The sequence below is a fragment of the Nocardiopsis synnemataformans genome, assembly GCF_965343085.1.
GTDB lineage: Bacteria > Actinomycetota > Actinomycetes > Streptosporangiales > Streptosporangiaceae > Nocardiopsis > Nocardiopsis alborubida.
On record NZ_CBDRFA010000025.1, the window covers coordinates 44,080 to 69,891 of the forward strand.

21 protein-coding genes are annotated in these 25,812 nt (G+C 72.4%); 5 read left to right on the forward strand and 16 right to left on the reverse strand.

All coding sequences use genetic code 11. The annotated features are described in order from the left end of the window. Window positions 1-4: 4 nt before the first annotated feature. From ACSIH6_RS16315 to ppdK, 9 genes are all read right to left on the reverse strand, one after another. A complete protein-coding gene (locus ACSIH6_RS16315; RefSeq protein ID WP_435109146.1) occupies window positions 5-943 on the reverse strand; it encodes a carbohydrate ABC transporter permease in 939 nt (312 codons plus the stop codon). 11 nt (window positions 944-954) lie between these two features. Continuing rightward, the gene (locus tag ACSIH6_RS16320) at window positions 955-2,283 is read right to left on the reverse strand and encodes an extracellular solute-binding protein (protein ID WP_435109147.1); all 1,329 of its coding nucleotides are present in this window, start codon (window positions 2,281-2,283) and stop codon (window positions 955-957) included. A 91-nt stretch (window positions 2,284-2,374) separates the two neighbouring features. After that, window positions 2,375-3,811 (reverse strand): L-fucose/L-arabinose isomerase family protein, encoded by a 1,437-nt coding sequence (locus tag ACSIH6_RS16325; protein ID WP_435109148.1) that lies wholly within the window; start codon window positions 3,809-3,811, stop codon window positions 2,375-2,377. A 12-nt stretch (window positions 3,812-3,823) separates the two neighbouring features. Beyond that, window positions 3,824-4,516, reverse strand: coding sequence for an L-ribulose-5-phosphate 4-epimerase (locus ACSIH6_RS16330; protein ID WP_435109149.1), 693 nt, complete (start codon window positions 4,514-4,516; stop codon window positions 3,824-3,826). Beyond that, entirely contained in the window at window positions 4,516-6,186 is a 1,671-nt protein-coding gene (araB, locus tag ACSIH6_RS16335; protein WP_435109186.1) for a ribulokinase, read from the reverse strand. The genes ACSIH6_RS16330 and araB overlap by 1 nt, the downstream gene beginning before the upstream one ends. Before the next feature lie 89 nt (window positions 6,187-6,275). Next, entirely contained in the window at window positions 6,276-7,286 is a 1,011-nt protein-coding gene (locus tag ACSIH6_RS16340) for a LacI family DNA-binding transcriptional regulator (protein WP_435109187.1), read from the reverse strand. 174 nt (window positions 7,287-7,460) lie between these two features. Next, a complete protein-coding gene (locus ACSIH6_RS16345) occupies window positions 7,461-8,711 on the reverse strand; it encodes a deoxyguanosinetriphosphate triphosphohydrolase (RefSeq protein ID WP_435109150.1) in 1,251 nt (416 codons plus the stop codon). Between the two features lie 51 nt (window positions 8,712-8,762). Continuing rightward, window positions 8,763-9,827 (reverse strand): YdcF family protein, encoded by a 1,065-nt coding sequence (locus ACSIH6_RS16350; protein ID WP_435109151.1) that lies wholly within the window; start codon window positions 9,825-9,827, stop codon window positions 8,763-8,765. A 384-nt stretch (window positions 9,828-10,211) separates the two neighbouring features. Continuing rightward, window positions 10,212-12,908, reverse strand: coding sequence for a pyruvate, phosphate dikinase (ppdK, locus tag ACSIH6_RS16355; protein ID WP_435109188.1), 2,697 nt, complete (start codon window positions 12,906-12,908; stop codon window positions 10,212-10,214). Window positions 12,909-13,328: 420 nt separating this feature from the next. Between ppdK and trhA the strand changes: the two genes are divergently transcribed. Beyond that, window positions 13,329-14,141 (forward strand): PAQR family membrane homeostasis protein TrhA, encoded by an 813-nt coding sequence (gene trhA / locus ACSIH6_RS16360; RefSeq protein WP_435109152.1) that lies wholly within the window; start codon window positions 13,329-13,331, stop codon window positions 14,139-14,141. Window positions 14,142-14,434: 293 nt separating this feature from the next. On the opposite strand, the gene ACSIH6_RS16365 is transcribed toward trhA, so the two are convergent. The 5 genes from ACSIH6_RS16365 to ACSIH6_RS16385 form a co-directional block, all read right to left on the reverse strand. After that, a complete protein-coding gene (locus ACSIH6_RS16365) occupies window positions 14,435-14,959 on the reverse strand; it encodes a permease prefix domain 1-containing protein (protein ID WP_435109153.1) in 525 nt (174 codons plus the stop codon). After that, window positions 14,959-15,333, reverse strand: coding sequence for a PadR family transcriptional regulator (locus tag ACSIH6_RS16370; protein WP_435109154.1), 375 nt, complete (start codon window positions 15,331-15,333; stop codon window positions 14,959-14,961). Before ACSIH6_RS16370 ends, ACSIH6_RS16365 begins: the two co-directional genes overlap by 1 nt. 459 nt (window positions 15,334-15,792) lie before the next feature. Then, a complete protein-coding gene (locus tag ACSIH6_RS16375) occupies window positions 15,793-17,181 on the reverse strand; it encodes a glycine--tRNA ligase (protein ID WP_435109155.1) in 1,389 nt (462 codons plus the stop codon). A 243-nt stretch (window positions 17,182-17,424) separates the two neighbouring features. Further along, the gene (locus ACSIH6_RS16380; protein ID WP_190394534.1) at window positions 17,425-17,721 is read right to left on the reverse strand and encodes an antibiotic biosynthesis monooxygenase family protein; all 297 of its coding nucleotides are present in this window, start codon (window positions 17,719-17,721) and stop codon (window positions 17,425-17,427) included. A gap of 141 nt (window positions 17,722-17,862) precedes the next feature. Beyond that, on the reverse strand, window positions 17,863-21,552 hold the full coding sequence (locus ACSIH6_RS16385) for a CDP-glycerol glycerophosphotransferase family protein (protein ID WP_435109156.1): 3,690 nt from the start codon (window positions 21,550-21,552) through the stop codon (window positions 17,863-17,865). A 325-nt stretch (window positions 21,553-21,877) separates the two neighbouring features. Between ACSIH6_RS16385 and ACSIH6_RS16390 the strand changes: the two genes are divergently transcribed. From ACSIH6_RS16390 to ACSIH6_RS16405, 4 genes are all read left to right on the forward strand, one after another. Further along, window positions 21,878-22,249 carry a DUF6703 family protein gene (locus tag ACSIH6_RS16390; RefSeq protein ID WP_435109157.1) on the forward strand — a complete coding sequence of 124 codons (372 nt, stop codon included), beginning with the start codon at window positions 21,878-21,880 and terminating at the stop codon, window positions 22,247-22,249. Window positions 22,250-22,321: 72 nt separating this feature from the next. Beyond that, window positions 22,322-23,155 (forward strand): metal ABC transporter ATP-binding protein, encoded by an 834-nt coding sequence (locus ACSIH6_RS16395; RefSeq protein ID WP_435109158.1) that lies wholly within the window; start codon window positions 22,322-22,324, stop codon window positions 23,153-23,155. Next, window positions 23,148-24,050: a metal ABC transporter permease gene (locus ACSIH6_RS16400; protein ID WP_435109159.1), complete on the forward strand. Its 903-nt coding sequence runs from the start codon at window positions 23,148-23,150 to the stop codon at window positions 24,048-24,050. The genes ACSIH6_RS16395 and ACSIH6_RS16400 overlap by 8 nt, the downstream gene beginning before the upstream one ends. Then, a complete protein-coding gene (locus ACSIH6_RS16405; protein WP_435109160.1) occupies window positions 24,047-24,418 on the forward strand; it encodes a Fur family transcriptional regulator in 372 nt (123 codons plus the stop codon). Before ACSIH6_RS16400 ends, ACSIH6_RS16405 begins: the two co-directional genes overlap by 4 nt. Window positions 24,419-24,639: 221 nt before the next feature. On the opposite strand, the gene ACSIH6_RS16410 is transcribed toward ACSIH6_RS16405, so the two are convergent. Together ACSIH6_RS16410 and ACSIH6_RS16415 are read right to left on the reverse strand one after the other, a co-directional pair. Continuing rightward, window positions 24,640-24,912 carry a Clp protease N-terminal domain-containing protein gene (locus ACSIH6_RS16410; protein WP_435109161.1) on the reverse strand — a complete coding sequence of 91 codons (273 nt, stop codon included), beginning with the start codon at window positions 24,910-24,912 and terminating at the stop codon, window positions 24,640-24,642. A gap of 70 nt (window positions 24,913-24,982) precedes the next feature. Continuing rightward, complete coding sequence (locus tag ACSIH6_RS16415) at window positions 24,983-25,795, reverse strand: SGNH/GDSL hydrolase family protein (protein WP_435109162.1); 813 nt, start codon at window positions 25,793-25,795, stop codon at window positions 24,983-24,985. Between the last annotated feature and the right edge of the window lie 17 nt (window positions 25,796-25,812).

Below are 25,812 nucleotides of genomic sequence, written 5' to 3' on the forward strand. Positions count from 1 at the left end.
CCGGTCAGGCCTCCTTCCGTGCGAAGAGGCGGAACTGGGCGATGGAGGCGACGACGACCAGGGCCATGAAGATGTAGGCCATGGAGGAGGCCAGTCCGATGCGCAGGCCCACGAACCCGGAGTCGTAGATGTACTGGATCGCGGTCCTGGTGGCGAAGTTCGGGCCGCCCGAGGTCATGAGGTAGATCTGCTCGAACACGCGCAGGGAGCCGATGAGCTGGAGCACGGCGATCAGCGCGGTGGTGCGCGCCAGCAGGGGCAGGGTGATCCGGCCGACGCGCTGCCAGGCGCCCGCGCCGTCGATGGCGGCGGCCTCGTACACGTCCTTGGGGATCGACTGCATGGCCGCGAGGTAGAGCAGGTAGTTGAAGCCGACCTGCCACCACGCGGTGGCGACGACGACCGAGAGCATCGCCGTGTCCTCGCTGAAGAGCCACTCGACGCCGTCCAGCCCGAGCCGTCCCAGGAGGCCGTTGAACAGGCCCAGGCTGGGGTTGTACATCCAGTTCCAGATGAGGGTCATCACCGCGACCGGGAGCACGAACGGCGCGAAGAACGACAGCCTCAGGAACCACCCCAGGCGCCGGGCGTGGTCGGTCAGCAGGGCGAGGGCGAGCGCCAGCGCGACCATGAGGGGGACGCTCAGCACCGTGAACCACAGGGTGTTCCACAGCGCGTCCCACATGTCGGGGTCGGTCAGGCTCTCCCGCCAGTTGTCCAGCCCCACGAAGGAGACCGGTCCCCCGGCCAGGCTGCGGTCGGTGAAGGAGTAGACGAGCCCGACGAGTGCGGGCCACAGGAGGAAGAGCAGGTAGAAGGCGAGGAAGGGCAGGGCGAACCACAGTCCGGTCCACACGGCGGGCCTGCGGCGCACGTCCACGAGGCCGCGGCCGGAGGGGCCGGGGGCCGTGGCCCTGGGCGGCGCTGGGGTCTGGGCGGTCATGGCGGGCTCCCTCACACCGGTGACGGAACGGTCAGCAGGTCGCGGATGGCTCCCTTGAGCTGTTCCAGCGCCTGTTCGGGTGTCTGGGTCCCCTGGTGGAGGGTGGTGAGCGGGCCGTTGGCCTCCTCCTGGAGGCGCCCGGCCGAGCCGCTGAACCACGCCTCGGGCTCGAACTGCACGTTCTCGGCCGCCTCGCGGTACTCGGACTGTGGTGTGAGCGCCTCGTACTCGGCGCTCTCGACCACGGGCTGGTAGGCGGGGATGTGGCCGCCCCCGGCCCAGGTGAGGCTGTGGCGCAGCATCCAGGCGGCGTATCCGACAGCGGCCCGGATCCGTTCGGGGTCGGGGTCGCGCTGGTGCGGGAACACGTAGCAGTGCGAGTCGCCCCGGGTGCGGTGGTTGCCGAAGACGTCGGGGAACTGCCCCGCCGAGAAGGCCGTTCCGGCGGCCTCCAGCGTCGGGATCTCCCAGTTGCCGTGGATCATCAGCCCGGCCCGGCCGTTGGAGAGGTTGGCCGCGGTGTCGGCCAGCATCGAGTGGCGGGGCGCCAACTCCTCCTCGGAGAGCCGGTACATGACCTCCATCGCCGCCAGGGCCTTGTCGTCGTCCATGGTGAAGTCGTCCTCGCCCAGGACGAGCTCCCCGTCCTGTTGGCGGTAGAGCGCCCAGAAGTTGGGCCAGGGCTGCCAGGTGTCGACCGACAGGCCGTAGGCCCCGGTGACCGCCTTGATCTCGCGGAGCATGGCCATGTAGTCGTCCAGGCCGTTGACCTCGACCAGCCTGTCGTCGGCGTCGAGCAGTCCGGCCTCGCGGCACACGTCGAGGTTGTGGTACTGGACCAGGACGTGCGTGTCGATGGGGACCGCGTACAGCTGTCCGTCGAAGAAGCACTTCTCCCAGATGTTGGGCAGGATCACGGTGTCGTCGATCCCGGCCTCGGCCAGCAGCGCCGGGTCGATCGGGTCCAGCAGCCTCCCGGGGGCAAGGCTCTCCAGACGGGAGACGTGCACGGTGGCGACGTCGGCGCCGCGCCCTCCCGCCGCGCCCATCGCGACCTTGGTGTAGAAGGGGGATCCCCAGGTGAAGGTGGTCGCCCGGAAGTCGACCTCCGGGTGCTCGGTCCGGTAGGCGTCGTGCATCTCGATCATCCGCAGGCCGTCGCCGCCCGCGAAGAGGTTCCACTGCCGCAGGCGGATCTCACCGGACAGCAGTGTGTCGGGGGGCGCGCAGCCCGCGGCGGCCAGCCCTGCGGCGGCCAGGGCCCCGGTGAGCAGGGCCCTGCGTCCGGGCCCCCGGGGGGCGGCGTGCGGTGGGGGGTGGTGGGGGGTTGCCTCGCGCACGGTGTTCTCCTTGCGCCTGGGGGGTCGGGAGGGCCCGCCCGGGGCCCTCCGTCTGGGGGGTGTGGACGCGCCGGGGCGCCTGGTGCCCGGGTCAGACCCGGACGTACTCGATTCCGGACAGCTCGCACAGGACCCGCCAGTCCTGCGCGCGCGCCCCGGTGTTCATGACCATGTGGTGGGTGCCGCCCGCGCGGAGCCAGGCGTCCATGCAGGCCCGCACGCCCGTCTGGGGGCGGAACTGGCCGTAGGGCATCTCCAGGGACGGCAGCTCGGGCGCGTCGATGACCTCTCCCTCGGCCACGACCAGGCGGAACTCCTCTCCGCCGAGGGCGACCAGGGAGGCCAGGGTGGCCGGGCCCGGCCGGTAGCGGAACACGATGGTGGGCGGGTCGCCCAGACCGCCGATGCCCAGCGGGCGCTTGACCAGCCGGACGGGCTCGTCCTCGCGCGCCATCCTCCAGTTCCCCTCGCCCATGTGGCTCATGAGGATGGAGTCGCTGGGGAAGTCCATCGCGTACATCTCGGTGAAGTGGCCGTCCCCGGCGAGCTGGTGTCCGGCGTAGACGATCGAGGCGGCCAGGACGTCGCCCTCGCCTGCGAACCCGTACCCCTGGGCCATCAGGGTGGAGGCGGCGGCCATCGGCAGCCGGGCGAAGCGGCCGTCCTCCCCGATCGCGTCGAAGTGGGTGGAGTAGGCGCCGCACCCGGACTCCTCCAGCAGCCGTTCGATGCCCAGCTGCATGCGGGCGTGGTCCTCGCGCTCCTCCTTGGACAGGCGGCCGTCCACCTCCAGGGCCCCGTCCTCCCAGTCCATGAGGTCGCGCACGGCCTGCTCGGGCAGGTCGGCCATGGTCCGGTGCAGGGCTCCGGGCGCGATGACGTGGACCTCGGGGCCGAGCCTGCGCAGCAGCGCGGTCTCGTCCACCCGCGCGTCGCCCATGCCGTTCATGGGGTAGCCGAACACGCCGACCCGCAGTCCGCGCAGGGCGGTGACGGCGCGGGCCGCCCGCGCCCAGCGGTCCACGCGCGCGGCGAACTCCGGGCTCTGCCACTCGCCGGTGAGGACCTCGAAGGGCAGTCCCGCCCGCACCATGGCGTTGGCGGTGTCCTGGGCCCCGTGGATGCCCTGGTTGTAGGTCATGTCGTCCATGTCCCAGGACGGGCTGACCGCGGGGTCGGGCTGGATGTTGGCCAGCGCCAGCGGCAGGTGGGTGCGGCTCAGCGCGCGGGTGACGCGCAGGGAGGGGCCGTAGGTGAGCATGACGACCAGGACCCCGTCGAGTCCGGCGGCCTCGAAGCCGCGGATCGCCTCCTCGGCGTCGGCGCGACCGCGCACCGGCGAGGCGACGGTCCACTCGGCGACGCCGGAGAGCCGTTCGGCCACCCGGGCCGCGTACGCCGCCTGGTGCTCGGTGATGCCGGGGATCATGTCGTCGTAGAGCGGCTGCATGATGCCGAGCAGGCCGACGCGGGGGGCGCGGGCTCGCACGGGAGGGTGCTCGGTGGCGGGGGGCGTGGGTACGGGCACGGTGCTTCTTCCTTACTGGCCGTAGACGTTCTGGTAACGGTCGTGGAGCGCGTCGATGTGCTCCTGGGGAAGGCGCCTGAGGGGGCCGCCCTGGCGGGCGATGTGGACGGTCCGGGCGACGTCCTCGCACATCACGGCGGCCTTGACCGCCGCCTTGGCGCCCGCTCCGACGGTGAATACGCCGTGGCCGCGCATGAGGACGGCGGGCGAACGGTGGCCCTCCAGGGTGGCGACCACCCCCCTGCCGATGTCGTCGCCGCCGATGAGGGCGAACGGGCCGACGGGGATGTCGCCGCCGAACTCGTCGGCCATCGCGGTGATGGCGCAGGGGATGGCCTCGCCGCGCGCGGCCCAGGCGGTGGCGTAGGGGCTGTGGGTGTGCGCGACGCCGCCGACGTCGGGGCGGGCGCGGTAGACGTAGGCGTGGGCGGAGGTGTCGCTGGAGGGCCTGTGGTCGCCCTCGACCAGGCGGCCGTCCAGGTCGCAGACGACCATGTCGGCCGGGGAGAGGTCGTCGTAGGAGACGCCGCTGGGCTTGATCACCATCAGGTCGGTGCCGGGGACGCGGGCGGAGACGTTGCCGCTGGTCCAGGTGACGAGGTTCCACCGGAGCAGTTCGGCGTGCAGGGCGCACACCAGGGCGCGCAGGCGCTCCACCTCCTCCCGGTGCTCCTCGGGCACGGCCGTGGGCGTGGTGGCGGTCATCAGACTCCTTCCCCGCCGCTCGCGGCGGCGGCCAGGGCGGTGTTGCGCAGGGCCCGCAGGCGGTGCAGGCTGCGGCTGCCGCCCCGGCCGAAGTGGTCGTGGAGCTCGGTGTAGAGGGCGAAGAGCCCGTCGTAGGCGGCGGCCCGGGCCGGGTCGGGGTCGACGGTCTCCTCGCGCACCCCGCCCATGGCGGCGGAGGCGGCGTGGATGTCGGGATGGGCCCCGGCGGCGACCGCGGCGTGGATGGCGGCCCCCACCGCGCAGCTGTGCTCGGAGGCCACGACCCGCAGCGGCCGGTTGAGGACGTCGGCGTAGACCTGGAGGACGAAGGGGTTGCGGACCATGCCGCCGCCGATGGTCAGGTCGTGCACGGGCACCCCGGCGTCGGCGAAGGCCCCGACGATGGTGCGGGTGCCGAAGGCCGTGGCCTCGACCAGGGCCCGGTAGACCTCCTCGGGCCTGGTGGCCAGGGTCAGGCCGACGAGCACGCCGGACAGGTCGTGATCGACCAGGACCGAGCGGTTGCCGCTGTGCCAGTCCAGGGCGACGAGCCCGTGCTCTCCCACCGCGGCGTCGGCGGCCCGGGCCGAGAGCAGGTCGTGGACCGACAGTCCGCGTTCGCGGGCCTCGTCGTGGTAGGCGGGGGGCACGTAGGAGTCGGCGAACCAGGCGAAGACGTCGCCGACGCCGCTCTGGCCCGCCTCGTAGCCCCACGCTCCGGGGGTGATGCCGCCGTGGGCCAGGCCGCACATGCCCGGGACCTCGGCGAGGACGTCGGAGTTCATGACGTGGCAGGTGCTGGTGCCCATGATGGCGAGCATCCGGCCGTTGCCGGTGGTCTGGGCGGTGGCGGCGGTGACGTGCGCGTCGATGTTGCCGACCGCGACGGGGACGCCCTCGGGCAGCCCGGTCCAGGCCGCGGCCCGGGCGGTGAGGCCGCCCGCGCGCTCTCCGAGCTGGGACAGGGGGTGGGCGAGTTTGTCCTCGGCGAAGCGGGCGAAGCGCGGGTCGAGGGCGGCCAGGAAGTCCGCCGAGGGCCAGGCGCCGTCCTGGTGAATGCCCTTGTAGCCCGCGGTGGCGACGTTGCGGGTCTCGTGTCCGCACAGCTGCCACACGATCCAGTCGGCGGCCTCGATCCAGCGGTCGGTGCGCTCGTACACGCCGGGGTCGTCGCGCAGGACCTGGAGGGCCTTGGCGAACTCCCACTCGGAGGAGATCTTTCCCCCGTAGCGGGCCAGCCACTTCTCGCCGCGCCCGGCGGCCAGGGCGTTGATCTCGTCGGCCTCGGGCTGGGCGGCGTGGTGGCGCCAGAGCTTGGGCCAGGCGTGCGGGCGCCGGGCCAGATCGGGCAGCTCGCACAGGGGCGTGCCGTCCGCGGTCACCGGCAAGACCGTGCAGGCGGTGAAGTCGGTGCCGACGCCGACGACCCGCCCCGGCGCGACCCCGGCGGCGCGCAGCGCCTCGGGGACGGCGGTGCGCAGGACCTCGCGGTAGTCCTCGGGGTGCTGGAGCGCGCTCTCCGGTTCGAGGGGGTCGGCCGATCCGGGCAGGTGCGCGGTGATGACGCCGTGCCGGTAGGTGGAGGCCGCGGAGCCGAGTTCGGCTCCGTCGGAGACCCGGACCACGACGGCGCGGCCGGAGAGGGTGCCGAAGTCGATCCCGACGACCACCGGATCGGTCGAACATGAATCGTTAGCGCTAACATTCTGGACCAAGGGAAGCTCCTCCGTGAGGGGGCGGACAGGGAGGTCTCAGGGGGTCACGGCGGCGGGGGCCCGCTGCTGCCGCGCACCCGCAACCGCGCCGGGACGACCCGGCGCTCGGCCCCGGAGGGGTCGGCGGGGCCCTCCCGGGCGATCTCGGCGAGCAGCAGCGCCAGGCTCTCCCGGCCCACCTGGGCGAAGTCCTGGTAGACGGTGGTCAGGGACGGGGTCAGGTACTCGGCCTCGGGGACGTCGTCGAAGCCGACCACGCTGACGTCCCCGGGGACGCGCAGGCCCGCCTCGTGCAGCGCGCGCAGCACGCCGATGGCCATCTGGTCGTTGCCCACGAAGATCGCCGTGACGCGCTCCCCCGCGGCGCGCCTGCGCACCAACGCCAGGCCCAGCTCGTAGCCGGACCGGGGACTCCAGTCCCCCTGGAGCGGTTCGGGGACCGGCACCCCGGCTTCCTCCAGAGCCCGGCGCCACCCGACCACCCGGGCCGCGGACTCCAGCCACAGGGGGTCGCCCTCCACGTGGTGGACGGTCGCGTGGCCCAGGTCGAGCAGGTGGCGGACGGCGTCGTGGGCGCCCTGGACCTGGTCGACGCAGACGACGGGAAGGCCCGAGCCCTCGCCGCCCTCGACCGCGACCAGGGGCCCGGGGCCGGGCAGCGCGGCCAGCGCCTCCACCAGGGCGCGCTGGGGGGCGATCGCCACGCAGCCCTCGACCGACTGCTGGATCAGGTAGTCGGCGGCCGCGACCACCCCCTCCGGCGACACGTCGTCGAGGCTGACCATGCTCAGGAAGTAGCCCGCCTCGCGCGCGGCCCGCTCGATCCCCGCCAGGGTCTGCGCCGGGCCGAAGAGCGTGGAGTCGAAGGCGATGACGCCGAGCACGTTGGTGCGGCGGGTGACCAGGGCGCGCGCGGTGGAGTTGCGGTGGTAGCCCAGCTCCTCGATGGCGCCGCGCACCCGGAGCACCGTCTCCTCGCGGACGTTGGGGTGGCCGTTGACCACGCGCGACACCGTCTGGTGGGAGACTCCGGCCAGCCGGGCCACGTCCGCCATGACGGGGGTACGGCCACCTGGGGGTTTCACCGGGACGACACCTCCGGGCACGAGAGGGGGGGACTTCTGTGACGTGCGCAACATTGTTAGCGCTCACATCGGTGAAGTCAACCCCCCTTTCCCGCCCCTGGGGACGGCGGGGAGGGACCGGGGGCGTGTGCGCGGCCTCCGCGCTCAGCCCGTGAGGCGGGCGTGCAGCGAGGTCGCGGAGGTGTCGGTGAGCGAGGCGACCTGGTCGATGACCACGCGCAGGGCGGCGGAGTCGTCGGCGGCCTCGGCGAAGGCGGCGCGGAACTGCGGGTCCAGGCCCTCGGGGGCGTTCTTCCACAGGAGGCCGACCAGCTCGGTGATCAGGCGGCGCTCCTCGGCCTGGTAGGCCCGGGCCTCCTCCCGCGAGAGCACGAAGTGGGCGGCGACCGCCTTGAGCAGGGCGCACTCCAGCAGGGGTCGGCGGGGCACCAGGAGGTCGGCGCCGTAACGGGTGAGGCGCCCGGGGCCGTGCGCGGCGCGGGTGGCCTCCTCCGCGGCCCGGCAGAAGCGGCCGATGAGCCCGCTGGTGAGGTTCTTGAGGGCGGCGAGGGAGGCGAGGTCGCCGGTGAACTCGCGCGGCCACGCGGGGTGGGCGATGAGGTCGGTGAAGACCTCGTCGAGTTCGGCGGGGTCGGCGTCGCAGTAGTCGGCGGCGGCGATCCGCACGACCTCGGCGCGCTCGGCGGCGCCGCGCAGGGCCGCGGGGTCCACCAGCCCGGCGTGCAGGGCGTCCTCGACGTCGTGCACGGAGTAGGCGACGTCGTCGGCCCAGTCCATGACCTGGGCCTCGAAGCAGGTGCGGCCCGGGGGCGCGTCCCGGCGCAGCCAGTCGAACACCCCGGTGTCGTCGGGGTAGCAGTTGAACTTGTGGGTGTCGCCGCCCTCGCCTCGGAGCCAGGGGTACTTGACGGTGGCGTCGAGGGTGGCGCGGGTGAGGTTGAGCCCCGCGCTGCGCCCGTCGGGGTCGATGACCTTGCCCTCCAGGCGCACGAGCAGGCGCAGGCTCTGGGCGTTGCCCTCGAACCCGCCGCAGTCGGCGGCGGCCTCGTCCAGGGCGCGCTCGCCGTTGTGGCCGAAGGGCGGGTGGCCCAGGTCGTGGGACAGGCAGGCGGCCTCCACCAGGTCGGGGTCGCAGCCCAGGGCCTGGCCGAGTTCGCGGCCGATCTGGGCGCACTCCAGGGAGTGGGTGAGGCGGGTGCGCGGGAAGTCGCTCACACCGGGCTGGACCACCTGGGTCTTGGCGGCCAGGCGGCGCAGGGCGGCGCTGTGCAGGACCCGGGCCCGGTCCCGCTCGAAGGGGTCGCGGGCCCGGTTCTTTCGGCTCTCCAGGGCCCTGCGCTCGGTGTCCTGGTGCGTGTAGCCGAGTGCTCCGCCCTCGCGGGGATTGTTCGTCATCGTGTGTGCGACCCTACTTCCCAGCTACGACCCGGTCGCCGTCCGCGCTGGTCAGGCGGCGTCGACCTGGATGTCGCTGCTGTCGTCGAAGATCCAGTAGTACCAGAGCGCCGCGGTCTCCCTGGTGATGTACCACAGCTGGGTGCGGCGCTCGATGACCGCGGGCCCCGACCGGGAGGGCGAGGTGCCCGCCTCGATGCCGTGGGCGGCGGCCATGCGTTCGGAGCGCAGGCTGTGCCAGGGGTCGGAGACGAGGATGGCGGTGTCCCAGGAGTTGGCCTCGAAGACCTCGGCGACGGCGTCGATGCTCTGGAGGGTGTCGCGCCCCTCCTCCACCGCGATGACCTGGGCGCCGGGGATGCCCACCTCGACCAGCCAGTCGCGCCCGGAGGCGGCCTCCGTGAAGTTGTCGCCGGGCAGCTTGCCGCCGACGGTGACGATGACCGGGGCCACGCCCTCCAGGTAGAGGACCTGGGCGTGGCGCAGCCGGGCCTCGAAGACGGGCGAGGGCACGCCGTTGTACTGGCTGGCGCCGAGCACGACGATGGCGTCGGAGGTGGTGCGCTCGTCCTGGCGGGCCACGTACCAGACCCAGACCCAGGTACCGGCCGGGACGGCCAGAGCCGTGACCAGCAGCAGGCTGACCAGCCAGCGCAGGCGGAAGCGGCGCCGACGCGGTCGGCGCGGCCGGGAGAAGGACGGCGGCTCGGGGCGGCGGCCGCGGCGGGGCGCGGGCTCCGGGGCACGCGGGAACTCCTCCTCCGGGAACCCCTCCTCGGGAAGCTCGGGCGCCGGGGGCGCGGGCGGGGAGACACGGGCGCGGGGCCGCGGGCGCTCGCGGACGAAGCGGCGGGTGAAGACGGCGTCGTCGGCCGCCGACCGGTCGGCGGGCACGCCCTGCGGGGCGGGCGCGTCGGGCGCCAGGACCTCGTCGCGCCGGAACTCCCGCGTGGTCTCGTCGTCAGCGGAGAACGCGCGGGTGGCGCCCTCGTCCCCGGGGGACGCGGAGGCGAAGGCCCCGCGGGAGAAGACCTGGGTGGCCTCGTCATCGGACGAGGGGGCGGTGGTCGGGTCCTCCCACGGCTCGTCGCCGCGGCCGTCGTTCGCCGTTCGCACCGGCTCACCTCCGCACATTCTCTGGTCAGGGGGCGTGTCACCCCCACTGGGACGGCCTCCGCCCATCGCTGGTTCTCAGCGGTTCGGCCCGTGGGAGGGCCGTGGCGGAGGGTGGTGTCAGCGCGCCCCGTACCTGTTTCGCGGGCACGGGGAGGCGGGCGGGGAAGCGGTGGCCCGGCTGGCGGCCAGAATACATCACGGACAGATCACAGCGCATTCCCGCGCGTGTGGCCGGCCGGGACGGTCCCAGGGCGTTCGGGTGATGCCGTTTCCCCCTCTGGTCAGGGGCTTCACGCGCGGAGGCGGCGCGGCGGGAGCAGGGAGGGAACGCGGCGGGTGCGGCGGTCCGCGGGGACCGCCGCACCCGTTTCGCCTCCGGTCCGGTCAGGGCGCGGCGTGTCCGGCGGCCCGGCCCGCCTCCAGGCGGGCGACGGGTACCCGGAACGGGGAGCAGGAGACGTAGTCCAGGCCCACCCGGTGGAAGAAGTGCACCGAGGCGGGGTCGCCGCCGTGCTCGCCGCACACCCCGAGCTTGATGCCCGGACGGGCGGCTCGCCCCTCCTCCACCGCGATGCGGATCAGGCGGCCGACGCCGTCCACGTCCAGGGACTCGAACGGCGAGACCCCGAACACGCCCTTCTCCAGGTAGGCGGAGAAGAAGGAGGCCTCCACGTCGTCGCGCGAGAAGCCCCAGACCGTCTGGGTGAGGTCGTTGGTGCCGAAGGAGAAGAACTCGGCGTTCTCGGCGATCTGCCCGGCGGTCAGTGCGGCGCGGGGCAGCTCGATCATCGTGCCGACGGGGAAGTCGAGCTCGACGCCGTTCTCCCGGCCCACCTCGCGCAGCACGCGCAGCGCGTCCTCGCGGATGATCTCCAGCTCCTGCACGGTGCCGACCAGCGGGATCATGATCTCGGGGCGGGGGCGCCCGCCCGCGGCGATCCGGTCGACGGCGGCCTGGGCGATGGCGCGCACCTGCATGGTGAACAGCCCCGGCACGACCAGGCCCAGGCGTACGCCGCGCAGGCCCAGCATCGGGTTCTGCTCGTGCAGCTTGTGCACCGCCTGGAGCACCCGCAGGTCGTTCTCGTGGCTCTCCCCGCGCGCCTCGGCCACGGCCACGCGCACCGACAGCTCGGTGATGTCGGGCAGGAACTCGTGCAGCGGCGGGTCCAGCAGGCGCACGGTCACCGGCAGGCCGTCCATGGCCGCCAGGATGCCGCCGAAGTCCTCGCGCTGGAGCGGCAACAGCGCGTCGAGGGCCTGCGTCTGCTCCTCCTCGGTGTCGGCGAGGATGAGCCGCTCCACGAGCTGGCGGCGGTCGCCCAGGAACATGTGCTCGGTCCGGCACAGGCCGATCCCCTGCGCGCCCATGCGGCGGGCCCGGGCGGCGTCCTCGGGGGTGTCGGCGTTGGCGCGCACGCGCATGCGGCGGGCGGCGTCGACGTAGTGCATGAGGCGGTCCACGGAGCGCACGAGGTCGTCGGCCTCGTCGGAGGCGGGGTCGATCTCGCCCTCGAAGTAGCGCACGACGGGCGAGTCCACCACGGGTACCTCGCCGAGGAGGACCTCGCCGCTGGTGCCGTCGATGGAGATGACGTCGCCCTCCTCGACCACCTCGCCGCCGGGCGTGGTCATGCGCCGGTTCTTGGTGTCGATGTCGAGTTCCTCGGCGCCGCACACACAGGTCTTGCCCATGCCGCGGGCGACCACGGCGGCGTGCGAGGTCTTGCCGCCGCGGCTGGTGAGGATGCCCTCGGCGGCGATCATGCCCTCCAGGTCGTCGGGGTTGGTCTCGCGGCGGCACAGGATGACCCTCTCGCCGCTGCGCGACCACTTGACGGCGGTGTAGGAGTCGAAGACGGCCTTGCCGACGGCGGCGCCGGGCGAGGCGTTCATGCCGCGGCCCAGGCGGTGGGCGTCCGTCCCGGAGAGGGCCTCCTCGTCGAAGCGGGGGAACATCAGCTGGGCGAGCTGGTCGCCGGTGACGCGCTGGACCGCCTCGTCCAGGGTGATCACGCCCTGGTCGACGAGCTGGTCGGCGATGCGGAACGCGGCGGCGGCCGTGCGTTTGCCCACCCGGGTCTGGAGCATCCACAACCTGCCGCGCTCGATGGTGAACTCGATGTCGCACAGGTCGCGGTAGTGGTTCTCCAGGGTGTCCATGGCGGCCATCAGCTCGCCGTGGCTGCGGGCGTCGATCCGTTCCAGGTCGGCGAGGGGGACGGTGTTGCGGATCCCGGCCACCACGTCCTCGCCCTGGGCGTTCTGGAGGTAGTCGCCGTAGACGCCGGGCTGGCCGGTGGCGGGGTCGCGGGTGAAGGCGACGCCGGTGCCCGAGTCCATACCGAGGTTGCCGAAGACCATGGAGCAGACGTTGACGGCCGTGCCGAGGTCGGCGGGAATGCGCTCCTGACGGCGGTAGAGGACGGCGCGGGGGGCGTTCCAGGAGTCGAAGACCGCCCGGACCGCGAGCACCATCTGCTCGCGGGGGTCGCTCGGGAAGGGACCGCCGGTCCGCTCGCGCACGACCTCCTTGAAGCGGTCGACGAGTCGGCGCAGGTCGGCGGCGTCCATGTCCAGGTCGCTGGTGACGCCCTTGGCGGCCTTGACCTCCTCGATGGCGTCCTCGAAGAGTTCGCCGTCGATGCCCTGCACGGTCTTGCCGAACATCTGGATCAGGCGCCGGTAGGAGTCCCAGGCGAAGCGCTCGTCACCGCCCTGGGCGGCGAGGCCCACGACGGACTCGTCGTTGAGCCCGATGTTGAGGACGGTCTCCATCATGCCGGGCATGGAGAACCTGGCGCCCGAGCGCACGCTCACCAGGAGCGGGTCGTCGGCCTGGCCGAGGCGGCGCCCCATGGCCTTCTCCAGCTCCTGGAGGTTGGCCTCGATCTCGGCGTCGAGTCCGGCGGGCGTGCTGCCGTGGGAGAGGTAGTGGCGGCACGCCTCGGTGGTGATGGTGAACCCGGGGGGAACGGGCAGGCCGAGGTTGGTCATCTCGGCGAGGTTGGCCCCCTTGCCGCCGAGGAGATCCTTCAGGTCCTTGTTGCCCTCGGTGAACGTGTAGACGTACTTGGCCACGGGGGTGCTCCCTCGCTTCTCGGCGGCGCAGCGCTGGGTCGGCGCCTGTGCCCGGATGGGCGCGACTCTATCCACACTCCACATCATCACTCGCCCATGAACTCCCTCTTTTCGATATATCCCCAGTTCAAAGCCATTGAAAAGGTCTATACCAATGGTTCAGCAAAAGAAGAGCGCCCGGGCTCCCCGATCCGGCGAACGGAGGCACCAGCGAGCACGACGTCGCTGGTCACGGAGGTGCATATAAGCCCGGAGGCCGCCGGGCCCCGACGAACGCCGCCACGGGAGCGCGCACGACCAATCCGATGCCACATCCGCCACGGGAGAATGCCTGTGCCGCGAAACACAGAACTACCAATGAGTAACCTACGGAGCCGTAGGTTAGGCTTCGGGTGGGCCCGCAGCGGCGCGGACCGCGGGATGGAGGAGTGCAGCGTGTCGGAGGAACAGGCGCGGGGTACCGGACGCACGGAGGCCGACCGGAACGACCGCGGACACCCAGGCGACGGCGGGACCGACCGGAACCCGGAGTCCGGCGCCCCCGCGGACGCGTCCGTGTCCGAGAGGGCCGCGACGGCGGCCGAGGACCTGCTGGAGGCGGTCAAACCGCGGCTGCGCGGCTGGCTGCACCTGGGGACGGCGCCGCTCGCCCTGGCCGCGGGCATCGTCCTGGTGTGCCTGTCCCCCACCGTGCCCGCCATGATCGCCAGCGCCGTGTACGCGCTCAGCGCGGTGATGCTCTTCGGCACCTCGGCGGTCTACCACGTGGGGCGCTGGTCGCCGCGCGCGCAGAAGGTGCTGCGCCGCATGGACCACTCCAACATCTACCTCATCATCGCGGGCACCTACACGCCGTTCGTGCTGCTGGTGCTCGAGGGCACGCTGCGCACCGCCATGCTGGTGCTGATCTGGGGCGGGGCGATCGCCGGGGTCGGCTTCAAGATGCTGTGGCTCAACGCGCCGCGCTGGCTGTCCACCGCGCTGTACCTCGCCATCGGCTGGGTGGCGGTGCTGTTCATCCCCCAGCTGATCGGCGGCACCCACCCGGCGACGTGGATCCTCATCCTGGTGGGCGGGGTGCTCTACAGCGTCGGCGCGGTGGTCTACGGGCTCAAGTGGCCCGACCCGGCGCCGCGCTGGTTCGGCTTCCACGAGATCTTCCACTCGCTGACCATCGCGGCGTTCGTCTGCCACTATGTCGCGGTGTCGTTCGTGGTCTACACCACGGGCTGAAAGACGGAGCACCGCGACGGGGGGGTGTCGTTCGTGGTCTACACCACGGGCTGAAAGACGGAGCACCGCGACGGGGGGGTGTCGTTCGTGGTCTACACCACGGGCTGAAAGACGGAGCACCGCGACGGGGGGTGTCGTTCGTGGTCCACACGACCGCCCGGACGACGCCCGCCGTGCGGCGCCCGGTCCACCGACCGTACGGACACGCGCGCGACGGGCACCCGCCCCGCCTCCGGGTCCCTCCCGGCTCGGGGAGGGACCCGGGTCAACGCGAAGACGTGATCGTCACTGGATCAGGCGAAGCCGAACACCGGCGGGAACACCACCACGACCAGCGCCGCGCACACACGCCACGTGACCCGCCGCTTCCAGGCGAACCATCCCGCCAGGAACGGGAGCACCACGAAGGCGACGTTGCGGATCTGCGCGAACTCGTCGTCGACCGCCGTGAACAGGAGCTTGACCGCCAGCCCCGCGCCGACCGCGAACGCGAGCACCACGCCGAGCTCGCGCCAGCGCGTGAGGCCGCCCGCTCCCTCGTCGGCCTCGGGGACGAGGACCAGCTGCTTCCAGAGCCGGTGGGAGTGCTCGCGCGCGAACTCCCGCGACACCTCGTCCAGGTTGCCCATGCGCCTGACCGAGACGAGGAAGGCCTCCTCGTCGTCGAGGCCGCTCTCCCCCAGGTCGGCGACCTGTTCGCGCAGGTGGTCCTCCATCTCCTCGATGTCGGACGGGGAGATGGCCCTGCGGCGGCGCACGAAGCCACGCCACTGGTCGATCTGCTCCTCCAGAACGTCACCGCGTGTGGTCTCGCTCATCAGGCGATCCCCCCTGCCGCGGCGTCCCCGAGGATCGGGGGCCGCGACGCGGCCTGCCACACCTGTTGGAGGGCGTCGGCGACAACGCCCCACTGCTTCTGCCGTTCGGCCAGCGTCTCCAGCCCGGCCTCCGTGATCGCGTAGTGCTTGCGGCGCCGGCCCGTCTCGGACACGCCCCAGGACGCCCGGACGTAGCCGTTGCGCTCCAGACGGTGCAGCAGGGGGTAGAGCATCCCGTCCGTCCACTGCATCCGTCCGTCGGAGAGCTCCTTGACGCGTTTGACGATGGCGTATCCGTAGGACTCGCCCTCGGCCAGGATGCCCAGGACGAGCGGTGTGGCCGACGCCGCGACCAGGTCCTTGTCGATGTGCACGCGCAGTTCCTCTACCTAGTCCCACTAGGGTTGCTTGCCCTAGCAGAGCTAGGCATAGAAGAACGAGGTATCCAATCGGGTCCCCGCCGGCGTCACGATTCGCTCACACGGTAGGACAAGGCGCACCAAACGACCGCGTACCGCGCACCCCCTACCGCTAGGTTGAGAACCGGATCCTGCGGTCGTGTGCGGCCGGGGAGCCGAAGAGGCGGCCGGAGACCAATCCCCCCGGGTCCGGCCGTCTCACCGTGTCATCGGCCCCGCTCCCGCCCCTCAGGAGGCCCGAGGAGGACCCGGCGGATCGTCGACGCCGGATGCGTCGTGGATTTTTCCCCAGGGCGTCGAGCCCTCCCCCGGCCGGTTCCGCGCCCCGGCTCATCCCCGCCGGACGGTCCGCACTCCGGAGAGCACGAGGGCCGCCGCCCCGCTCGGGGACGGCGGCCCTCATCGGTCCGGTGCTCAGCAGCCGGGCAGGCGCTCGAACAGGTAGGTCTCCACGCGGTCCAGGGACACGCGCTCCTGGGACATGGTGTCGCGCTCGCGCACGGTCACCGCGTCGTCCTCCAGGGTGTCGAAGTCCACCGTCACGCAGAACGGGGTGCCGATCTCGTCCTGGCGGCGGTAGCGGCGGCCGATCGCTCCGGCGTCGTCGAACTCCACGTTCCAGCGCTTGCGCAGCCTGGCGGCCAGGTCGCGGGCCTTGGGTGAGAGGTCGGCGTTGCGCGACAGCGGCAGCACCGCGGCCTTGATCGGCGACAGGCGCGGGTCGAGGCGCATGACGGCGCGCTTCTCCAGCTTGCCCTTGGCGTTGGGCGCCTCGTCCATGTTGTAGGCGTCCAGCATGAACGTGAGCACCGCCCGGTCGACACCGGCCGCTGGCTCGATGACGTAGGGGATGTAGCGCTCGTTGCTCTCCTGGTCGAAGTAGGACAGGTCGACGCCCGAGGCCTCGGAGTGCGTCCTGAGGTCGTAGTCGGTGCGGTTGGCGATGCCCTCCAGTTCGCCCCACTCACCGCCCTGGAAGTTGAAGCGGTACTCGATGTCGACGGTGCGCTTGGAGTAGTGGGACAGCTTCTCCCGCGGGTGCTCGTACAGGCGCAGGTTGTCCTTGGCGATGCCCAGGTCGACGTACCACTGGTGGCGGATGTCGATCCAGTGCTGGTGCCACTCCTCGTCGCTGCCGGGCTTGACGAAGAACTCCATCTCCATCTGCTCGAACTCGCGGGTCCGGAAGATGAAGTTGCCCGGGGTGATCTCGTTGCGGAACGACTTGCCGATCTGGCCGATGCCGAAGGGCACCTTGCGGCGGGCGCTCTGCTCGACGTTCTTGTAGTTGATGAAGATGCCCTGGGCGGTCTCCGGGCGCAGGTAGGCCAGGCCCTTCTCGTCCTGGACCGGGCCCAGGTAGGTGCGCAGCAGGCCGTTGAACATGCGCGGCTCGGTGAAGGAGTCCTTGGCGCCGCAGTTGGGGCAGGCGATGGCGGCCAGGCCCTCGGCGGGCTCGTGCCCGTGCTTCTCCTCATAGGCCTCGACGAGGTGGTCCGCCCGGAAGCGCTTGTGGCAGGACTGGCACTCGGTGAGCGGGTCGACGAAGGCCGTCACGTGGCCGGAGGCCTCCCAGACCTCGCGGGCCAGGATGACGCTGGAGTCCAGGCCGACGATGTCGTCGCGCTCCTGAACCATGGAGCGCCACCACTGGCGCTTGACGTTGTTCTTGAGCTCGACGCCGAGGGGGCCGTAGTCCCAGGCGGCTCGCAGACCCCCGTAGATCTCGCTGGAGGGGTAGACCAGACCTCGGCGCTTGGCGAGGTTGACCAGTGCGTCCATTGCCTCTGACTTGGCGGCCATGAGGAACTCTCCATCCGGCTGGGTGTCGGTGGATCGCGTGCGCGATACATCGGTTGGTGTGGAAACACGGCGCTGCCGGAACCGGGGAGAGGCAACGGCGACGACCGCGTCCACCCAGGCTAGAGCACCAGGGGGTACGCGCACGCACGTTTCGAGGGTGCGGCAACTCCCCTCAGGGACGCGGAAACCATCCCTGGAGGCGCGGAAACCGTCACCGGACGTGCGGAAACCGTCCCGAGGACCTCAGAGCGGGGCCTCACCCCCGGTCACGAGTTCGAACGCGGTGGGTTCGTCGATGGCACGCGAGAGCAGCGGCACGGCGTTGACCTTGACGTCGAAGTCGGACAGGGCTCTGCGGTAGAAACCGGCGCCGTCCCACTCGGTGACCACGGTCCACAGGCAGGGGTCGTCCGCGGCGCGGCCCACCCGGTGGCTTCGGAAACCGGGGCGGCGGGAGAGCACCTCGATCGCGGCGGCGGCGTCGGTCTGGAAGGCCGCGGTGTCGGCCTCGGGCACGGAGTAGCGGGTGATGACGATCACGATCCCATTGTGGCCCACCCGGGAGGCCGCCGGACGGTTGTCCACAGGCACCGGCACCGCTCCGGGCGGCCCCTCCCCAGGACGCACGGGCACGGCGCCGTGCCCTGGGGGGCGCACGCCCCCCGGGGCACGCGTCCCGGATCACTCCCCGCCGAAGACCCGGTCCACGACCCGGGCCGCGGCGCGGCCGTCGTCGAGCGGGCAGAACCGCTCCACGAACGACCGGTAGGCGGCCCCGCTGCGCCGGGCCACCTCGTCGATGTCCAGCAGGGCTTCGACGACCTGGTCGGACTCGGTCAGCAGCGGGCCCGGCGCGGTCTCCTCGAAGTCGAAGTAGAACCCGCGCAGGTTGTCCCGGTAGCTCTCCAGGTCGTAGGTGAAGAAGAGCATCGGCCGACCGGTGTTGGCGAAGTCGAACATCATCGACGAGTAGTCCGTGACGAGCACGTCGGTGATGAGGAAGAGCTCCATGATCTCCGGGTAGAGGGACACGTCGTAGACGAAGTCCCTGCCCACGATCGGCACGCTGTCCACCACCCGGGGGTGCCTGCGCACCAGCAGCACGTGGTCGTCGCCGAGCTTGTCGTACATCCGGCGCAGGTCCAGGTGCAGGTCCAGCTTGTGCCTGCCGCGCGTGTAGTACTTGTCGTCGCGCCAGGTCGGCGCGTACAGCACCACCTTCCTGCCCTCGGGCAGGCCGAGCCTTCGGCGGGTGCGCTCGGCGACGGCCTCACGGTCGGGGGCGAAGAAGACGTCGTTGCGCGGGTAGCCGGTCTCCAGCACCTCGCCCTCGAAGCGGAAGGCGCTGCGCAGGATCGGGGTCGCCCACGGGCTCGGCGAGACCAGGTAGTCCCACTGCGCGGTCTCCCAGGCGAGCTTGTCGAAGTAGTCGCGCGACTTGCCGCGGACGTTCTCGACGTCGAAGCCGATTCGCTTGAGCATCGAGCCGTGCCAGGTCTGCACGACCACCTGGTCGGGGTGGCGGTGGAACCACGGGGGCTGGCGGGAGTTGGTGACCAGGTAACGGGTGCGGGCCAGCTCCTCGTAGTACTCCCGGCCCCGGTGCCGCACCGCGGTCAGGTCGTCGGGCGGGCGCACCTGGCCGTCGGCGACCAGCCACGACATCGGGTACTCCGCCCAGCGCGCCCTCCCCCGCAGCTCCGCGTAGACGCTCCGCGGACTGTCGGAGTACTGGCGGCCGGTGTAGCTGTCGAAGAGCACGCCCTCGGTGACGGGCTCGCGGCGCCGGGCCGGGTAGTGGCGCTCGCGCAGCTCGCGCTGGGCGAAGGTGCCGCGCTCGGCGGGGCGCAGGTCGCTGCCCACCTGGAGCACGGGGACGCCGCGCCCCTGGCAGGAGAGGGTGTAGGCGCGCTCACCGGTCTGCATCTCCAGCGGCAGGCCGGGGATGAGCGCGTCGGAGAACTCCACGCCCACGTCCGTCGCGTCGGCGCCGCCCCCGGCGGCGTCGCCGACCCGGCCCCACAGCTGGTAGGTGCCCGCGGGCAGGGACAGCTCACCGGACAGGGTGGGCACGTCGGCGGGGGCGAACCGGGCCGTGAAGCGGCTGCCGGAGCGCTCCACCCGCAGCGGGTGCTCCTCGTCGCGCCCGCGCGCCCGCGCGACCAGGCCCAGGTCGGCGTCGGCGGAGAACTCCCCCTCCAGCAGCAGGGCGCGTCCCTCCCAGCGGGCGCGGTCGACCACGGGCCGGGCGTGGCCCGCGCGCAGCTTGAGGTGACCGGTCGCGGTGCGCAGCACGGCCAGCTCGCGGTGGCCGTCCTCGGCCGCGTAGGCGGCGGTGGCCGCCTCGTCGGGCAGGACCAGGGCGACGGCCTGCCCGTCCGGGGTGACCAGGTGGACGTCCCACTCCTCCTGGCGGATCACGCCGCCGCACTCGGTGACGCTGCGGTCGAAGAGCTCGTCGGCGTGCACGCGGGCGGTGACGCGGCCGCCGTGGACGGTGGCCGGGTAGGTGAGCGCGGCGGTGCCGGGGCGGCGGGTCAGACGCAGCCCGGTGGCCTCGGCCGCGGGCGCGGACACCAGCTCTCCCTCCAGCTCCAGCACACCGGTGCGGGCGTCGAAGCGGTACTCGGCGACGCGCGCGCGGGCCGGTTCGACGCTGATCAGCAGCTGGCGGTCCCTGCTCCAGTGCGGGCGCACCCACACGTCCCCGTCCACGCGGTGGTAGCCCGGACGTTCGGGCGGACCGGGGACGGGGTTGGCGACGATCTTGCGGCGGGTGATCCCGCGGTTGAGGACGACCAGTTCCAGCTTCCAGTCGCCGGGCTCCCACCCGCCGGAGGAGCGCAGCTTGCGGGGGTCGACGACGACGGTGAAGCCCCCGTGGTCGTGGCGGGCGGCGTCGATGACGTCGGGGAGGCGGTACTCGGCGGCCAGCCGCACGTGCACGGGCACGCGGACGCGGCGGCGGGTGGAGGTGTTGACGGCGAAGGCCGCCAGGTGCTGCTGCCAGCGCCTGCGGGCGCGCAGGTGGCGGATGCCGACGCGGCCGCTGACGTGCAGGCGGCCGTTCGACCAGCGGACGTCCTCGGTCTTCTGGCGGACCCGGATGTCCTCGCCGAGCCGGTACACCTCGCGCGGCACCGCCCGGGCGGGGTCCCGCGACTCGAAGAAGGGGTAGCTGACGTAGTAGCCGAGGCCGCGCCGCACGACGGTGGCCTTCTTGATCTCGACGCTCTTGGCGAAGGTCGCGACCTCCAGGACGTCGGCCGTGCGCCGCTTGCGCACCAGGTGGTACAGGAGGCGGTCGAGCACGTTGAGGCCGCGCAGGAGGCGCGCGGGCACGTGGTCGAGGTAGGCGTTGAGCAGGTCGACGGCGGCCTCGCGGGCCTCCTCGTCGGCGTCGTCCAGGCGCAGGAGGAGCTGGTGCAGCTCGCCGCTGAGCAGGGTGCGGTCCCACAGTTCGCGGTCGGCGCTGGCGAGGTCGGCGGCGAGGTCGCCCATCGCGGTGAGGCGCCGGGTGAGCACGGCCTTGTCCAGGGGCGGCAGGGCGGCCTCGCGCCGGCGCATGAGCAGGACGGGGCCGGGCAGGGTGTCCACGGTCTCCGCGGACAGGGCGGCCCGGCGCAGGCCCAGGTCGGCGTCCTCGGGGTCGAGGGAGTGGTCGGACAGGGAGTCCCAGAACCCCCTGCGCCAGAGCTTGTTGCCCAGGGTGGCGTCCGCGGCCAGTCCGGGGACGGCGCGGGGGTCCTCGGCCATGCGGTGCCTGCCGCAGGACCTGCGGTGCGCCTTGGAGGGGGAGGCGCCCAGCTCGTCGAACCTGTACGCGTTGCCGACGACCAGGTCCGAGCGGGTGTCGCCCGCGCTGCGCAGGAGGTAGGCCAGGGCGTAGCCGGTGAGGGCGTCGGAGCCCTCCAGGAAGAGCAGGTGGGTACCGTGCGCGGCGGCGGCGCCGCGGGCGCGGGCGGCGGGGCGGTCGGGGGCGGGTCCGCCGGTCAGGAGCACGGCGGTGAGGCCGGGCGGCGGTGAGGCGGCGAACGCGGCGGCGACGGTGAGCGCGTCCTCGCGGGCGGGCTCGACGGCCTCGTCCCCCTGCTCGTTCTCCTCCCCGCGGGTGTCGGCCTCGGTGTTCTCGGCCATGTCCTCGTCACCGCCGGACTCGGCGTCGGAGGTCTCGGAGGCGGACTCGGCCGCGGGCTCGGCGCCGTCGGCGCGGAGGCGGTCACCGTCGCGGACGGGGACCAGGACCACCTGCGCGTCCGCCCGTGGCTCGCCGGTCCCGCCGTCGTCGCGCTGGCGGGCCAGGGAGTCGAGGCAGTGCTGTAGGTGGGGCTCGGTGACGTCGAACGTCACGATGACAGTGGCTTCGGGCACGGAAGTTGACACCCTCCGGAGGGTTCGACGGGCCGCGCGGGCGACTGGGCGCGCTGGCCGCGTGCATCAGACGACTAACAACTGAACGTGAAACTTTTGTTACTCAGAGTCAAAACGGTACCTATGGCCGTGCGCCGCGCGGAAGGCGGGGGAAGGCACTCGGCGGAGCCGCACCGGCGCCCGGCGGCGGGCCGGGGCCCTGCACTAGGGTTCAGGACACAAGTATCACAGGCCCGGCGGACCCGGCGCCCACCTTTTCCGGATGGGCGTGCCCCCGCGTGGGCCTGTCCGGCGGCGGCACGGACCAGAAGCGGACACGGACAGCATGGCCCCTCCCGAACACGGTGACGAGAAGCGGCGTCCAGACCAGGACCGACCCCGGCGCGAGGGGGACTCCCCCCGCGTGAGGCGGACGGGCGGACTGCGCAGGGCGGTGGAGGGGCGCAGCGCGGTGCCGCTCGTGTGGCTGCACCAGGGTCCCCGGTGGCTGGCGCCGCTGGTGGTGGGCGCCCTGTTCATCGCGGGGTTGATGGCGCCCGGCCCGGTCGGCGCGGTGTGCCTGCTGCTGGTCGCGGCGTTCGTCGCGTGGCTGGCCTTCCTGACCTGGCCCTCCCTCGGCGGCCAGCCGCGGACGGCACGGGTGCTCATGGTGGTGGTCGTACTGGTGCTGGCGGTGGCGCGGGTCCTGGGCTACTGACCCGGAGGCACCGGGAAGATCACGAATCCGTCATATTTTGACAATCATTTTCGTTTTCGTGATAATGGAACGGTGTCTGACCAGTTCACGGCCGTAGCGGGCGACGCGCCGCCCGCCTTCCAGGCCGTCGACGCACGCGTGGCCTACGACGGGGTCCCCGTGCTCGACGGTATGAGCGTCGACGTGCCCGCGGGCCAGACGATGGCCGTGCTGGGCCCCAACGGTTCCGGTAAGTCCACCCTGATGCGCTCGATGCTGGGCATCGTGCCCCTGACCTCCGGCGAGATCCTGGTGCACGGCGTCCCGCTGCGCGGGTTCCGCGCCTGGCGCCGGATCGGCTACGTGCCCCAGCGGCTCACCGCCGGAGGCGCCGTCCCCGCCACCGTCCGCGAGATCGTCGCCTCCGGGCAGGTCGCCTCGCGCCGCCGCCTGTCCCTGCCCACCCGCGCCGACCGCGCGGCCGTCGACGAGGCCCTGGAGGCCGTCGGACTGGCCGACCGGGGCCGCGACGCGGTGCGCGAGCTCTCCGGCGGCCAGCAGCAGCGCGTGCTCATCGCCCGCGCCCTGGCCGGGCGGCCCGACACCTTCGTCATGGACGAGCCCATGGCCGGTGTGGACGCCGAGAACCAGCGCGCGCTGGCCGACACCATCGCCCGCCTGCGCGAGCGCGGCGCGACCGTGGTCCTGGTCCTGCACGAACTGGGCCCGCTGGAGAACGTGATCGAGCGCGCCGTGGTGCTGGAGTCGGGCCGCGTGGTGCACGACGGCGCCGCCCCCGCGCCCACCGGCGAGTGCGCGCGGCCCGGACACGAGCACCAGCACCCCCACCCCGACCCCAACGCTCCCGACTCCGCGGGCGCCACGGCCGCGGAGATGATCCGACTCGAGGTACCCGGCCGTGACTGAGCTGCTCCACTACGAGTTCATGCGGCGCGCGCTGATCGCGGCGGTGCTCGTCGGCCTGGTCACCCCCGTCATCGGCACCTACCTCGTCCAGCGGCGCCTGGCCCTGCTGGGCGACGGGATCGGCCACGTCGCCTTGACCGGGGTGGCGCTGGGCCTGCTCACCAGCACCTCGCCGGTGCTCACCGCCGCCGTGGTGGCCACGCTGGGCGCCGTGCTCATCGAACTGGTGCGGGTGCGCGCCCGCACCAGCGGGGACGTGGCCCTGGCGCTGCTGTTCTACGGCGGCATCGCGGGTGGCGTGCTGCTCATCGGACTCACGCCCGGGGCGAGCAACGCCACGCTGGTCTCCTACCTGTTCGGCTCGGTGAGCACGGTGGAGGAGTCCGACCTCTGGGTGGTGGGCGTGCTCACCGCCGGGGTGGTCGCGGTGGTGGCGGTGTTCGGCCGCGAGCTGTTCGTGCTCTGCCAGGACGAGGAGGTGGCGCGGGCCCACGGGCTGCCGGTGCGCTTCCTGAGCGTGCTGCTGGCCGTGACCGCCGCGCTGACGGTGGTGATCGCGATGCGCGTGGTGGGCGTGCTCATGGTGAGCGCGCTGATGATCGTCCCGGTCGCCGCCGCCCAGCAGCTCACCAAGAGCTTCCGGGTGACGATGCTCCTGGCCGTGCTGATCGGACTGTTGTCCTCGGTGGGCGGCCTGACCACGTCCTTCTACGCCGAACTCTCCCCCGGCGCGACGATCGTGCTGCTGGCCCTGGCCGTCTTCGGCGTGGCCGTGGCAGTTGGCGGCGTGCTGCGCCGCGCCTCCGGGCGCCGCTCCGCGGCGGCCTTCGATCCCGTCGGTGAGGGTTTGACCGGTACGATGCCCCAGACTGAGCGGGGGAAGGTGAGACCATGAGTACACGACGCGAGGCGGTCCGCGAGGCGCTGACCGGTTCCGCCGGTTTCCGCAGCGCCCAGGACCTGTACGCGGACCTGCGCGCCGACGGTTCCAAGATCGGCCTGACCACCGTCTACCGGGCGCTCCAGGCGCTGAGCGACTCCGGTGAGGTGGACGTGCTGCGCACCGACGAGGGCGAGGCCGTCTACCGGGCGTGCGACACCGAGAGCCACCACCACCACATCGTGTGCCGGGTGTGCGCGACCGCGGTGGAGATCGAGGGCCCCACGGTGGAGAAGTGGGCCACCGAGATGGGCGCCCGGCACGGCTTCACCGGTGTGACGCACACCGTCGAGGTCTTCGGGACCTGCGCCAACTGCTCCTAGTGGGTTGACCGGAACCGTTGCCGGTGCGATGGGAGGGGCTCAACCCTCGGTGATCTTGTACTGATAGCGAGTTTGGATCTCGCTACAAGTACAAGATCTACTGGTTCACCATGGTGGTGTCGGGGAGGGTTTCGACGGGAGCCGCTCTGACGGTGGCACTGGGGTGACTCCTACAAGATCACGGCGAAGGAGCGGGCCGGTGAACCTTTGCGGTCACCGCGCTAGTTCCGGGGTTCCGTGGTGTCCCGCCCTACGTTCCCGCCGTACTCCGGCGTGTCCATGACCGCCAGCACGGCCGCCATGAGCCGTTCGGGGTCGTGGTGCCCACACAGGGCCTGGGCGGGGACGCCGTCCCCGTCGGCGAGGACCGCCAGGAACAGGTGCTCGGCGCCCACCACCGGTCGGCCCTCGCCGTCCACGACGCCGTACTCCTTGGCGATCCGCCGCGCGTGCGCCAGCATCCGCTCGGCCCTGGGTGTGAAGCGTGTGCCCATGCGCCAACCATAGGAGACGCTCCCGCACCGTAGGACGGACTCCACGCGTGCTCGGACCGGCCATCCGGTGTCAGTCCCGGCGCAGCGGGTCCAGGCTGGGGCGCTTGGGGCTGACGTTGTCTCCCGAGGAGCGCCCGGTGAGGCGTCGGCCGATCCACGGCACCAGGAACTCGCGCGCCCAGTGCAGGTCCTCCTGGCGGGCGGAGCGCCAGTCGCGCGGGTCGGCGGGCGGCCACGGCTGCTTCCAGTCGCCCTCGACGGGCACCCCGAGCACCTCGGCCACGCGCAGCGCCATACGGCGGTGGCCCTCCGGGGACAGGTGCAGGCGGTCCCAGCTCCAGGCGCGGGCGTCGTCCAGGACCCGCATGCTCCACACGTCCACCACGTCGCAGCCGTAGCGGTCGGCGATGGCCCGCAGGTGCATGTTGTACGTGGCGATCCGGCCGCGCATGTGGCGCATCACCGGCTGCCAGTTGGTGTCGAACCCGGTAAAGACCACGATGCGCGCGCCGGTCCGGCTGAGCTCCTGCACCGCCGCGGCGAAGGCCACGGCGACGGCGTCGGGGTCGCTGCCGGGGCGGATGATGTCGTTGCCGCCCGCGCACAGCGTGATCAGGTCCGGCGAGAGCTCCACCGCCCGGGGGACCTGCTCCTCGGCGACCTGGCCGATGAGCTTGCCGCGCACCGCGAGGTTGGCGTAGCGCACCTCCGTGACGTGGTCGGCGAGGTGTTCGGCCAGGCGGTCGGCCCACCCCCGGTAGCGGCCGTCGGGCGCGCCGCCGCCGTCCGGATAGGGGTCGCTCATGCCCTCGGTGAAGCTGTCACCGAGGGCGACGTAGGACAGGATGTCCCGGTGCACCAAGTTCGTCCCAAAACCGCTCATAGTGCACGATCATCCAA